This window comes from Moraxella sp. VT-16-12 (assembly GCF_002224245.2).
In the GTDB taxonomy this organism is placed as follows: domain Bacteria; phylum Pseudomonadota; class Gammaproteobacteria; order Pseudomonadales; family Moraxellaceae; genus Moraxella.
In genome coordinates this window covers 38,209-51,977 of sequence record NZ_NKHK02000003.1, presented here as the reverse complement: position 1 = coordinate 51,977, position 13,769 = coordinate 38,209, and the positions used below count along the sequence as shown (strand labels likewise).

The window sequence follows — 13,769 nt, the reverse complement described above, 5'->3', positions numbered from 1 at the left end:
ACAATGGTTATTTTATTTTAAAATGATGATATTTTTTATAAAAATAAATGTGCCAAATCAGCAAATGTTCATCCGCCAAAGGCTCGTATCCCCGCTACCACCACCGCTCCAAATCTCCAAGCCATCGGCAAATCATCAGGCGACAGTCCACCAAGCCCAATCACAGGCACATCTGCCATATCAGCAAGCTCCCCAAAACGCTCCCAACCCAAACAAGGCGTATCAGGGTGCGTGGCTGTTAGCTGCACAGGCGATAACAACACCGCCATGACAGGGTAGATTTTTGCTAGGGCGTTGGCTTTATTGATACTGTGTTCATCATGACAACTGGCAATGATGGGTAAATTTGGTAAATTAGGTGCGGATAAATCCAACGCCAACAGCTCATTATGGGTCAATCGGATTGCCAATATCCGTGATGTGTCAATGGTTTTGACATCTTGTAATGACAAAATAAAGCATAAATCATCTCTTTGTATGGATAGTTTTTGTATCAGTTGGGCATTGGTACTAACATCCGCCTGCGTACGAATTAAAAGCGTGCTTGCTTTTGGCAAGTGCTGATAATAATCCAACCAATCATTTTTGTGTCCAAAATGACTTAGCACATGACTGATGGTGATGGTGAGCGGTAAAGTCAGCCATGTCAAAATCATCTTATTGGCTGTTGGAAAATTATCCGTTTGAGAAAAGATGGAGCTTTTGTCATAAAAAGCGATGGCTTGACCGTCCAAACCAATATTTTTATCTTTAAAATCAAGATATTGACCATCATCAAGCCAAACTTGATGCACATAAAGCCTTACCATTTTATCGCCATAATCATGGCAAATCCGCCCCAGTTTGGTGATGGTATTGCCCGCCACATCAAGACCAAGTTCTTCTTTGACTTCTCGGATTAGGGCGGATTTGGGGCTTTCGCCCTGCTCTATTTTACCACCAACAAATTCCAATTTACCACCTTGGTGCTGATGGCTGTGGCGTGTGGCAAGCAAAAATTCATCACCAAAACGCAATACTGCGACCGCCACATCAATCATTTTACCGTTTATCGTCATAAACATACCTTTAATATTAACTTAAAAAATTTAAAAAATTTTGTGCTTAGGGCTTGCATTATTTTTAAAATCTGTTATTATACAAACAAATGATAATTGTTAGCATTTATAAACAAATATCATTATAAACGTTGGTGGACATACCAACTCTGTCAGTTCAAAGTTAAGCCAATGTGGCTCGGGAAAATACCCGTTACCCACCCATATAAGGAAAATCGCCATGACTATGACCATCGCCCGCTATTTTAGCAATCGTGAAGCCACTCGTCTGCCCACCTTGCATTCTCAAAATCTGTTCGCTTTGACCAAGGAAGTCCGTATTGAACATCAGGGCGAAGAATACCGCCTACGCCTAACTCGCAATAACCGCTTGATTTTGACCAAATAAGTCAAGCCAGATTGACAAAAAGCACCGATTTTGGTGCTTTTTTATTTGACTGTTTAAACCGATTTATTAAAATTTCCATTTGTAAATCACATCCACGGTATTTTCCACCGCTCGGGTCGCTTCTATATAGATACGGCGAGTCAGCTGATACCGCATGGAAAGCTCTGACTCGGCATTAAACACCCCCACCCCATAACGCACATACAAATCAGGGCTGATGTAGCCTGTTACGTTAATGTTGGTGTCGCTGGAATTGCCTGACGCATCCACCGTCAAACTCTCCAAGCCCAAGGCGTTACCAATTTGGTTGGTAATGCCACGAGTGCCTGACAACCCCAAACTTAGCCCTGCTGCTGCCAGACTGTTGGTAACTTGGGAGCGAAACGCCTGTTCGGACGTTTGAGCGTCGCTAGCTTCATCAATCCGCCCTGTGATAAGTGCGTTCATGGCTTGCTGTTCGGTCAAACCTGCATTGTTAAACACTGTAATGTCAGGACTACTGGCTGTGCCTTTCACTCGCACACCAACAATCTGCCCTTGAATCTCTTTTTCCCCTTCAATGGACAAACGTGGATTTAACATATCACCATTAAAACGCACTTGGGCATAATTTAGTGCCAGGTTTCGCCCTATGCCATCAACGGTCGTGCGTTCAGAGACTTGCACCACGCCACGAGCTTTCATACTGCCTTGACCGATTTGTGTCAAATGCAAGGTGCCTGCCAATGGCAATTTTGCCCCAAAACCCCTAAAACTCACATCATCGCCCAAATCAAGCCCAATATCAGCATTGATGCTCCAAGGTTTAACCTTTGCCAACACTTGTGCCACATTGCCCGTCAAACGACGGTCAATCACCAACACATCAGCAGACTGTGCCACAATATCTGCACTGGCTTCTGGTGGACGAATCACCGCAGACGGTATCAGCACAACACCTTTGATGTCCACATACTTTTGTAAAGGCTTGATGACCATTTCAAGCTCTGGGCTGATGCTGGCAGTCAATAATGGCGGACTGGATATGGTTAATTGCTCGCCTGCAATGCCGATTTTGGCTTGTAATTCATGTTGCCAATCTACCTGCCCATCCAACACGCCCTTGCCTTCGCCAGCCATAAATCTCCCATCTAGCTTGGCGTGCGCGCCATTAATGGTGGCAGTTGCATTGATGTCCGTCAAACTCAGTGGCACACCAAATACGGATACTCGCCCATCGGTTAGCTCAGCACTGCCATAAAACAACGGTTTATTTAACACACCACTAATACCACCTGCCACATTTATCGTGCCTGCCAAGGCTTGTAAATCAGGGAAAAATGGGCGTATGACTGCAAGATTAATGTCGCTTAATGCCAACGCCCCTTTGATGGGTTTGTTGGCAGCATAAGGGTCTATCAGCACATCTGCATAACCTTGACCTGCCGAACCTGCCACGTCCGCTCTGATTTTAAAGCCTGTTGGCAATGTTTGAGCAATCAGTGAGATTCGCTCATAAGGCATTTGCACATAACCTGTATCATCTTGGGTAACACCGATTTGACCATTATCAGAATACAACACCGCATTTACAAATGGGATTTTGCCCCCTTGCCAGTTGGCTTGCACTTTACCATTAAGATTAGACTGCCACATCATGTCGCTTGGCAAAACGGGTGATAACACAGATGTGTCTAAATTTTGAACAACTAAATCCACATCTCCACCCACAGACGAATAAGTCAAGGTCTTTTGTAAACATAAAGAGCCTGTTTTGTCAGATTTTGTGCCACTGGTCTGCCAACAATGCGGGGCGACTTGCAAACGATTATTGCTTAATACATAACCAAACTCGCTGGGCTGTCTTTGAGTCAAACGACCAAAACGGGTCTGCATTTGTCCTTCTGAGAGTATGCCCTGATAGCGACTGCCATCAAAGCCCCCTGTAACATTTGCTTTGACATCTAAGCTGGCATTTTTACTGGCAAAAGACAAGCGATGATTGGACTGCGTTCCTTGAAAATCCAAACGTGCCTTTTGTATCACTCGCCCCAAGGCAATGATATTGTCCGCTTCTAAATGAATATGGCTTGGTGATTGAGCCAAATTCTCAACCCGACCAAGCACGCTGGCACGCTCCACAATAATATCCGCCGTACGCACACCCTTAGCGGTCAAATCTGCATACACGGTCGGCAAAGCGTGTTTATCATTCATGATAATCAAACCGCCTTGTATCACGCCTTGTGCATCCGCCCAAAGCTGACTGAGCTCTTTGATGTCCAGCGTGGTGGTGAGTTTTTGTTCTGTGCCGTCCATTTTGGCAATATTATCACCGATTTTTATGGTCAAATCATCTGCTACCAGTGTCCGAACAATGTGCTGGGCTTGACGAGAGTTGGCTTGGATTTGTTCTTGCAAAGCAAAAAAATCATTGGGCGATTTGGGAAGTTGCGTGGCTTTTTTTAAGCGATTGAAGTACCCTTCTAAATCCTTGGGCAGACGCAGTTTCGCCAAAATACTGCCCGTGGCACTAAGTACCTGACCATTTAGCTGACCACCAATGTTCAGTTTATCCACCGCCAGCGTCTTATCTTGACCGACCCACACGCCATGCGTGGCAAACCCCCCTGTCAGCGACGAACTCATCCCCTTAACAAACGCCCCCACATTAAAGGCTTGCATATTTGCCACCAAATCCCATGACAGCTTATCAATATCCACCTTACCCTTAGCAAACAGCTCGCCTGCTTCTCCTTTGTGCGTAAAATGATTGATGGTAAATTGGTTTTGTTTACCCAGCACATCAAAAGACAGATTGCCTGTGGCGATGGTGTCATTTTTTAGATGACCTTGAAATACTGCTTGAATGTGCTGTAATTTATCATCCTGATAAGTGCCTTTGGTGCTAAGTTTACCACCAATCTTAGCAATGAGTGTATTGTCTTGGACAAATTTTTGGGTATTAAGATGTTCAATATTTGCCATCAAATCCCAAGAGACACCCTTTGTCAGTCCAAGCTTTCCTGTGATTTGGGTGGTGATATCAGGGTTATTAAGAGACAGTTTATTTATCGTAACAGCAGACAAATCTCCCGCCACATCTAAGGCAAAGGCACTTTTTGGCAAAGGGGCGTATATGCTTTGGGTAACATCGCCCTTAAAGTTTGCTTGAAAATTTTGCAACTTATTATCTGACAAAGTCAAAACGCCGCCACCTGCTCCCATCAAATGCACTTCACCTTGTGCCAATGTGGCAGTCAAATCACCATCTGTGATACTAATGTCGTGCTTGGCGGTTTTGCCCATTTGCTTCATCACGCCCTTGGCGGAAATACTGCCAAGCAGACGACTGACAGGACTGGCATTCTCTCCCAAATAAGCGTTTGGCAACAGCCCACGCCCATCAGCCAACACATCAAATTGCCATGATAAAGGCTGATTTTTGTGTGCCAATATTATCTTGCCTTTGCCCGATAATTGCCCCACATCACCATCATAAGCCATCTTTGATAGACCGATGTGTTTGTCTTGAATCTTGGCAGTAATATCATAATCCCCTTTTGGGGCGACAGATAAGGCATGGATACGCCCTTTGGCATGAATGTCTATCGTCTCACCTGCCACCACCGATACTGAGCCATAAGGGCTGTCAATGCGGTCAATATCTGGCACATGATGGCGAATGAGCTGTTTCCAATCTGCTTGGATTTGCCAAGGTTGATTTAGGCGAACTTGTGATTGGATCAATGTGGCAGATATTTGCTCACCATCTTTTTGATTTAAATCAAATGTCCATTTGGTGTCTTTATTGTCATCTAAATTAAAATATTCTATCCCCAAAGAACCTGTCAAGGTCGTTGGCAAATATGCTTGGTACTCTTGAAATTCAAGGGGCAACATCTCACGCACTTTAACGCCATCACCAGATAACACCGCACGCATATTAAACTCATCTGCCCAGCTCATATCAACTGTTGCGGTCAGCACGCCTTGTGCGGTGGTCGCCTTTAAATACGCCACATCCATACCATCATCACCAACATTGAGCATGGCACGTCCTTGATAACGTCCTTTTGGTATGTCCTTGCCCACCATATCAGCATTGATACGCAGCTCAATCTTATTAATCGTGCCGTCTGCTGTTATCGCTCCATCAGTTAATGTGATGTTTTGTTCATCTGCATAAGGCAGTACCACTTTGTCAAATAATAATCTAGCATAAAACGGCACATCATCACTTAGCCCCTGAGCGACAAATTCTCCTTGTATGGCATGACCATTATATCGGCTGGTTAATGTGCCGTGCGTGCGTTTGAGCGAACCGTTAAACTTGGCGTGTAAAGTGTCAAAATGAACCTTTTTAATGGGCTCAATCTCTACATCAGCAACAACGTCCAACGGGTAATCACCATCTAAGTCAATATCCCCCGCTACACCAGAGACTTTGACCATATGGTCATAATCCAATCGCCCGCCACTGACAAAAACTTTTGTGCCTGACCAATGGGCTTGATTGATATGAATGTCATAAAGCAGCACAGGGTCTTTGGTTGCCTGCTCGTAACGAACCGTCGTGGCAGAGACATTATAAGCATAGATAGGCACAGGTGTGCTGATGGTTGGATAATCAAACGGCTCGCCTGTTGGGGGCTTGGGGTCATGAATAATCAGCTCACCCACCTGAGCGTCCATCAAATGCACCTGTTTTAATAATAATGCTCGCCAGCCCAGTTTTAGATGTGCCTTATCGGTGCTGATGGTCATATCACCTGCCTTGACTGACACACCTGACACATCTATGCCTTGATAAAGTGTACCGCCATCATAAGTCAATGCCACTTCTGTGCGTTTGACCAAAGTGCTTAGTGCCCATTTTGTGCCTTGGGGCGTGGTCATGACATAACCAACAACCACAACCAATAAAGTCAATAACACCGCAAACAGCATAAACAACCAAAAAAACCCACGCTTAATGGGGTTTTTTGGGGTGGGCGTTGGGGAAGTAGGCGTTGTCATGGATAATTTTTATTCAAGATAAACGTGGTAAAATACAAAAATACAACATTAAAACACAAGCCAAACAATTTTGCAAATCAAAAAGGCATGCCAACAAAAAAGTGAATTTTAATGGGATTGCCCTGCTCTTTAACACCTGTGGCGACATCAATACGCACCTGACCAACAGGCGATGCCCAACGCACGCCCACGCCTGCACCAATTTTGGTGGCATTGCTAAAATCTTTATCATAGGCATTACCAACATCAGCAAACACCCCCAGTCGCAAGCCTTCTAGCACTTCATAATTATATTCCCCACTTACCACCGCTAAACTTTGACCGCCAACAAGATAACCTTTATCAGACAAAGGAGATAGGCTTTTGTAGCCATAGCCACGAATGCTCTGGTCGCCCCCTGCAAAAAATCTTAATTTATAAGGCACGGCGTTAAAATCATCTGCCCACAAATAGCCTGCTTGTACACCACCGATGAGCTGATGAGCCCTATTTTTGCCATAAGCATTATCACCAAAGCTATATATGCCACTTACGCCCGCTCTTAATATCGCCATATTGGTATCGGTCAAGATACCATTTAGCCCAGCTTCTAGCGAATAATGCTGTCTATAACCTTGCATGGGAGACAATGTATTATCTGCCACCACTTTATTCATGCCATAACCCACCAACAAAGCTTCTTGGGTGGGTTTACCATTTAAAAACCAAATGGGCAAATCTTTCCATACCGCTCGCTCAGCTCGGGTTTCTAGCTCATCTAAGTGATAACGAATGGAGTAGGTGCGATGCCAGCCTTCATCTTTGATGATGTTGCGACTAAGTCCTGTTTCTAGGCTTTTTGATGTTAGACCAAAATTACCCACGCCTTGATTAACCAGCTCATTTTCAAAAGACAAACTTGCTTTTAAAGTGTCATTTAAAGGATGCGTCATTGGTTTGGTGATATAGGTATTGACACTTTGATTTTTTTGAGACAAACCGACATCTATCCCCGCTTGCATGCCACTTTTATTGAGCAGCCTGTGTTCAAATTTGGTGTGAAGTCTTGCCCCACTATCTGACCCCCAACCCACACCAATTTGGGCGTCTTTTGGCTTGTCTGCCACCACAAAGACATATAGGGGCACTTTTTTATCTTGATATACTTGCTGGGGTGTTTTACGTCCTGACAATGTCAGTGGCTCTATTTGTTCAGACAACACGTCTGATGATTCGTCAGGCAATATGGCTTTGGCAATGGTGCTAACGGCATCACTAATACGCCCTAAGATGGTTTTGGATTTTTTGGTGGTGTCTGTGATGAGCAAACGGTCATCAGGAGCATGATAAAGTCGCTCTGCTTTTTGAGTTACCAAAGCCAATTTTTCACTTAGTGCTTGTGATGTGCCAAACTCAATGGGCGAAATGTCCACGCTCATCTCATCAAGCTGTATGTTTTGACCATCTGCTTGATTGTTTTGATTTGTGTCTGTACGCTCAAAAGCAATATCCCCACCAGCCACACGCTCAGGCAACACCATCTCAGTATTTACTCCGTTAAAATACCCTGTGGCAAGCAAGCTGTTACTTAGGTTACGAATGGCAGTGCGGTTATAGGCATCTCCCATCTCAAAGCTCATGAGTTTTTTTAACAGCTCAGGCTTGATGGGCAGTTTATTAGGGTCGGTGGTTAAAGTGCGGCTATTTTCATCATAAGTAAAAAACACCACTTCATCAAACACATACTGCTCGCCTGTGTCATACACCAAACTTACGTCCGCCATATTGTCAGGCAAGATGACATCCACCGAATTACTCAGCCAACGGCTATCAAAATAGCCTGATTCAGCACTGACTTGGTCAAGGGCGGTTTTGGTGGCTTCATAACGCCCATGATGAAACACATCGCCTTGTTTTAAGGGGGCGTTTTGTACGACTGCCTGATAAGCAGGGTCATCTACCCCATCACCACGCACGTCCAAGGCTTGGGTTTCTACTTTAACAGGCTCGCCAAGATGATGAATGATGACATTCAGCTCGCCTGACGTTGTTTTTGTAAGACTAAAATCCATCTCATAATACCCCACCGCACGACCTGCATCTTTGACAGCTTGGCGAAGTTTTGGGGCGGCTACACGAAAATCTGCCACACTTTGAGCGGTATTTTCTTCCAAAGTGGCGATGATGTTGGCATAGGGCTCTTGTTTGCGCGCTTTTTTGTCCAATAACTGTAATTGTGTCAAATCAGTACTTTTTTGGGGCATTTGGGCGTTTTGGGGAGACAGATAAATGTGGGGTTTTAGACGGTCTAATTTTTCCACACCATCATGAAACAATCGCCGATACAACCTTTGAATGAGGTTAGGTTTTGCAACAATATCCACTGGCTCATCGGCAGGTGTTGGCTCGTTTTGCGGTGCTTCAAGAGCAGGAATATAATCATTTGGGTCAATCGTATCATCTGCCCCATCATCTGTCATTGCCACAACGCTTTCTAAGGTTGGCAGGCGAGTGATGGCATTGACATCAAGCCCCAAAGGCGTCTGTGTTTGATTAATGCGTGAAATTGGTATGTCTTGGGAGTAAACGTCATCAGGATTTGGGGTGGACACAAGACTGACTGCAGACAGTTTTTGCTCAATCTCATCTGGGGTGAGTAACGCCACCGTTTGGTCTTGTTGTGCCACATTTTGTGCATAAACGCCTGTTGCAACTGTCAAAACCAGAGATGTTATGGTTGTTTTTTGAGCAATTTTAAAAAAACACGTGCTCACATTTTTCCTTAGCTGATGACCATCTGATAAATTTCTGTTATTATAGCATTTTTCTGGCAACAAAAAGTATTACATGGCGTCTCAATTTTCTTTATTTAAACACCGCCGATTTAGTGCGATGTTTTTTACCCAATTTTTGGGGGCTTTTAATGATAATGTCTTTAAGCAGGCGTTAATCTTGGTTCTCACCTACTCTGCTGCTGCCAAAATGGGCATGAAAATCAGCCTACTGAATAATCTTGCTGCCATGTTGTTTATTTTGCCCTATTTTTTGTTTTCAGCATTGGCAGGTCAAATCGCTGATAAATATGAAAAATCCCGTCTCACCCAAGCCATCAAACTGCTAGAAATCATCATCATGGCAATGGCAATGATAGGATTTATGTTTGAGATATATTGGTTGTTATTTGTGGCGTTATTTTTGATGGGAACACAGTCCACATTTTTTGGACCTGTCAAATATTCTTATCTGCCAGAAGCCATGCAAAAAGATGAGCTGGTTGGGGCAAACGGTCTGTTTCAAACAGGCACAAGTCTTGCCATTTTAACAGGCATGATGAGTGCAGGTGTGCTCACCCAAATGAACAATTCGCTTTTGTGGGTGTCATGTGTAACGCTAACGGTAGCGATTTTGGGTTTTGGTGCTTCTAAATTTGTACCTATCACACCATCGCACGCCCCCAATTTAGCAATCAATTACAACATTTTTAGCACCAGTTTTGACATCATCAAATACTTATATGGTCTGCCTTTATTGTTTTTTATCATCTTAGGCAATAGTTGGTTTTGGTTTTATGGGGCAACATTTTTAACCCAAGTGCCTGAATTTAGCAAAGTGATTTTGCACAGTGATGAGTCTGTGGTCATCTTTTTATTAACGCTATTTTCGGTCGGAACGGCATTAGGGTCGCTACTTTGCAAAACACTGACCAAAAACCAAATCAGCCTAAAACTCTTGCCCATAGGTATTTTGGGTTTGTCAGTATTTGCCATAGATTTATTTTTGGCTTTAAATGCCATACACATCAGCACCACTGATGGCAGTCTTAACATCAGTCAGCTATTGGACAAAGATGGCACAACACGAGTATTTGTAGATTTGTTTTTACTTGGCTTATCAGGTGGGGTGTATATCGTGCCACTGTATGCCTTTATGCAAGCGTACGCCCCCATCAGCCATCGCTCGCGGATTGTTGGGGCAAACAACATCTTTAATGCCATTTTTATGGTTGGTTCAGCGATATTTTCCATTGTAATTTTAAGCGTGCTTGGCACATCTTTACCTGTACTATTTGCCATTACAGGGATAATCAATCTGATTTTTGGGATTTTTTTGTACAAAAAACTCAACCAATATAAAGACACCATGACCCCCACCCAAAGCGACATCCCCATTTGACCACCAACAGATGGGTTACAAAGGTGTAACAATTTCACTTAAAATATCAGCATTTCTTTGTAGAGTTTTAAGATAAGTTTGATATGATTTTTGAGCTTTTTTAATTTTTGGATTAAACATGAAAAAAACCTTACTCGCCTGCACATTGCTGCTTAGCTTAGCAAGTTTTGCCCAAATCAATAGCAGTGTTCAAAGTAGCATCTCACCCACCATGCGTGGCGAGATTACCACCACCATCAAACATCCCAACGCCACCAATTTATTAAGCAATGCCGTCGCAGGTGTACCTGCCATCAGTGCCAGCGTCTCAAACCCCCAAACCATCAAAACCATCACTATACCTGCTGATAATAAAGGCAATACACAGATGGACGTTACGCTGATTGATGAATTTTTGGCAGATGTTGCCCCCAACGCTCGCCACTACCCACCAAACTTCCCCAATCGCACCACAGAGCATTTTACAGGGGAAAACATCAAACATTTATCTGATTGGATAGAGCCTTTTGCCACCGCTCCTAACACCCATTTTGAAGTGGTGCTACGTGCTGCCAAAATCAACGGCATGGCAAGAAACCTAAACCTTGGTGAAGCCTACTCCCTAAGAGCCAATGCTCACATGGCAAAAGCCATCAAACTAAAACCCAATCACGATGAAGCTAACTTTTTGTATGGCATGATGATTAGTGAAGCAGGGGGTTTTAATGAAGGCAAAAAATACCTAGATAAAGCCGCTTCTTTGGGATATATTGAAGCTGAACAAAGCCTTGCCCAATCTGACCTGTTAAGCGACAAAAAAGAGCTTGCCCGTTCACGCTTGGTTGCCCTGCAAACCAAACACCCCAGCAACACTCAAATCACCGAACAAATCAAAATCATTGATAACGGTGGCTATTATATTTGGAAAATCGCTGATAACAACCTATCGGTCAAACCCTTTAAACAATAAAACCTAAACCCACCCATCGGTGGGTTTTATTGTATCAGTTGCCAAATTTTAATTGCCTGTGCCATTTGTGCCACGTCATGCACACGCACGATATTTGCCCCTTTTTGAATGGCAAGTAAATGAGCAACCGTACCAAGCAAGTCTCTGTCAGTGGGCGTGTGTGCCTGCATGGCGGAAAATCCATTTAAAATCTCACCCAAAAACCGCTTACGAGACACGCCAAACAACATGGGCAAATTAAAATGATTGATGATGACGTCCAAGTGTCGCATGAGTGTGATGTGGTGAGCGTGATTTTTGGCGAAACCCATGCCCACATCTATCACAATATTTTCACGCATGACACCAGCATCAATGGCATAATCAACACGACTTTCAAGCTCATCAATCACTTGGGCAACCACATCAGTATAATCAGTAAGCCCATCCATGATTTTTGTCATCTCATCAGGCTTGCCCCGTGAGTGCATGATGACCGCAGGACAGCCCAAACTTGCCACCATTTGAGCTGCTCCTTGTCTGGTCAAGCCACGCACATCATTTACCATATCTGCCCCTGCGTATATGCCTTCTTTAATAACCACAGGGCAACTGGTATCAAGCGACAGCCACACATCATCACCAAAATTAGCTCGGATAGCCTGCACCACTGGAATCACTCGGCTTAGCTCTTCATCTGTGCTGACCTTTGGGGCGTTTGGGCGGGTGGACTCCCCACCAACATCAATAATATCCACGCCCCAATCAAGCATTTGTTGCACATGATACAGTGCATTATCTGGTGTATTAAACCGTCCACCGTCCGAAAACGAATCAGGCGTTACATTAAGCACGCCCATGATTTTGGGTGTGGATAGGTCTAAGATTTTTTGACGAAAATGTAAGGTGTGATTCATGGGTATTTTAATATGACAAAATTACCATTATAATACAAAAACATCATCTGTTATCAATTTTTTATCATGCCAATCAGCGACTTACCCACCTTAATTTCATCCATGAACCCTGTATTAAATGACGGCGTGTATTATTTTGCCACCTTAACCAAAAACATACCGCCAACTGACATCATTGCCAGCATTTATGAACAAGAAGGTCTATCGGTAGTAATAAGCGAACAAACCGCCAAACAGCACAACTTAGCCACCCAATTTAAGTCGGCGTGGATTACCTTAAATGCACATTCAGATTTATCAGCAATAGGGCTGACCGCCACTTTTGCCAAGGCATTAAGCGACGTAGGCATCAGTTGTAATGTGGTGGCAGGCAACCATCATGACCACATTTTTGTGCCATTTGACAAAAAAGAGTTGGCAATTCAGACATTACTGGCTTTACAGCAATCGGCAAACTCATCAAAACATTTAGTCTGACACATCAGCCATCCAATCAAACACATAATCCACCCAAAATCTTTGTTCATCATCTAAGCAATGATAGATGGGCTTTTGAGTTAGGGCAATCAGTTGCCGACTGATGATTTGGCAAGTGCTTTTTTGGGTCAGCCAATCATAAATTTGCTGTGTTAATAACGGTTTGGCATAGGGATTTTGATACCAACCATCTTTAAACTCATAATACAACTGAGCACATAAATTAATCAAAACATTATCTACATACAAATGCTTTATCAATAATCCAAACCATCGCTGTACATCAGCTATACCCGATAAATTTACCATCACCATCATACCAAAAATATCTAGCCAACAAAATTTCTCTTTGTCTGCTGCTACCAACTTTTGTATAAAATACAATTCACAAAACCGCTCAAAAACTGCCATTTCTTGTTTTGACCAAACACCCAAGTCCAAACGACATTTATCAAAGGTCAGCTCGGTATCATGGCGAATATACTCACCTTTTACCAACAATTCAAAAATGCGTGGGATAAAATAGCGGATTTGTGCAGACAGTGCCTCATCTGTGCCAGATTGGGCAGCATCAAGATAATCAAAAATCACTTCTTTGGACAATGCGTGTACAGGATATTGATACATTTGTTCCACATGATGTGGCATGACACAACAATAAGTACACACTTGCAAAGGCTGAGATAAGTGATGACTGCCAAACAGCACATACGCCACATCAATAAGCTCATCAATGTCATCAATTTGGGCGATATTTTTTGGGTGGATTTTTTTCATCAATGCTTTATTTTATCAAAATGCTTAAACTATGTTATCATAACATCTTTAAACTCCCTGCTTTTTTAATTTTC

General features: G+C 43.3%; 9 protein-coding genes. 4 read left to right on the top strand and 5 right to left on the bottom strand.

Annotated elements, in window-relative coordinates:
• Window positions 1-68 precede the first annotated feature (68 nt).
• Complete coding sequence (locus tag CEW93_RS03240) at window positions 69-1,058, bottom strand: NUDIX domain-containing protein (protein WP_186727881.1); 990 nt, start codon at window positions 1,056-1,058, stop codon at window positions 69-71.
• 220 nt (window positions 1,059-1,278) lie between these two features.
• On the opposite strand from CEW93_RS03240, the gene hemP reads away from it, so the two are divergent.
• Window positions 1,279-1,446, top strand: coding sequence for a hemin uptake protein HemP (gene hemP / locus CEW93_RS03235; protein ID WP_089540655.1), 168 nt, complete (start codon window positions 1,279-1,281; stop codon window positions 1,444-1,446).
• A gap of 66 nt (window positions 1,447-1,512) precedes the next feature.
• Here the strand turns inward: hemP and CEW93_RS03230 are convergent, their stop codons facing one another.
• Window positions 1,513-6,444, bottom strand: a complete 4,932-nt coding sequence (locus CEW93_RS03230) for a translocation/assembly module TamB domain-containing protein (protein ID WP_089540657.1) — start codon at window positions 6,442-6,444, stop codon at window positions 1,513-1,515.
• A gap of 77 nt (window positions 6,445-6,521) precedes the next feature.
• Complete coding sequence (locus CEW93_RS03225; RefSeq protein ID WP_143822795.1) at window positions 6,522-9,110, bottom strand: autotransporter assembly complex family protein; 2,589 nt, start codon at window positions 9,108-9,110, stop codon at window positions 6,522-6,524.
• Between the two features lie 160 nt (window positions 9,111-9,270).
• On the opposite strand from CEW93_RS03225, the gene CEW93_RS03220 reads away from it, so the two are divergent.
• Together CEW93_RS03220 and CEW93_RS03215 are read left to right on the top strand one after the other, a co-directional pair.
• Window positions 9,271-10,596 carry an MFS transporter gene (locus CEW93_RS03220; RefSeq protein WP_089540661.1) on the top strand — a complete coding sequence of 442 codons (1,326 nt, stop codon included), beginning with the start codon at window positions 9,271-9,273 and terminating at the stop codon, window positions 10,594-10,596.
• Window positions 10,597-10,714: 118 nt separating this feature from the next.
• A complete protein-coding gene (locus tag CEW93_RS03215; RefSeq protein WP_089540663.1) occupies window positions 10,715-11,545 on the top strand; it encodes a M48 family metallopeptidase in 831 nt (276 codons plus the stop codon).
• Between the two features lie 26 nt (window positions 11,546-11,571).
• Here the strand turns inward: CEW93_RS03215 and folP are convergent, their stop codons facing one another.
• Complete coding sequence (folP, locus tag CEW93_RS03210) at window positions 11,572-12,441, bottom strand: dihydropteroate synthase (RefSeq protein ID WP_089540665.1); 870 nt, start codon at window positions 12,439-12,441, stop codon at window positions 11,572-11,574.
• 66 nt (window positions 12,442-12,507) lie between these two features.
• On the opposite strand from folP, the gene CEW93_RS03205 reads away from it, so the two are divergent.
• Window positions 12,508-12,918, top strand: a complete 411-nt coding sequence (locus tag CEW93_RS03205; RefSeq protein WP_222432713.1) for an ACT domain-containing protein — start codon at window positions 12,508-12,510, stop codon at window positions 12,916-12,918.
• Here CEW93_RS03205 and CEW93_RS03200 read toward each other — a convergent pair.
• Window positions 12,910-13,695, bottom strand: a complete 786-nt coding sequence (locus CEW93_RS03200; RefSeq protein ID WP_089540595.1) for a hypothetical protein — start codon at window positions 13,693-13,695, stop codon at window positions 12,910-12,912. The genes CEW93_RS03205 and CEW93_RS03200 overlap by 9 nt on opposite strands.
• Window positions 13,696-13,769 lie beyond the last annotated feature (74 nt).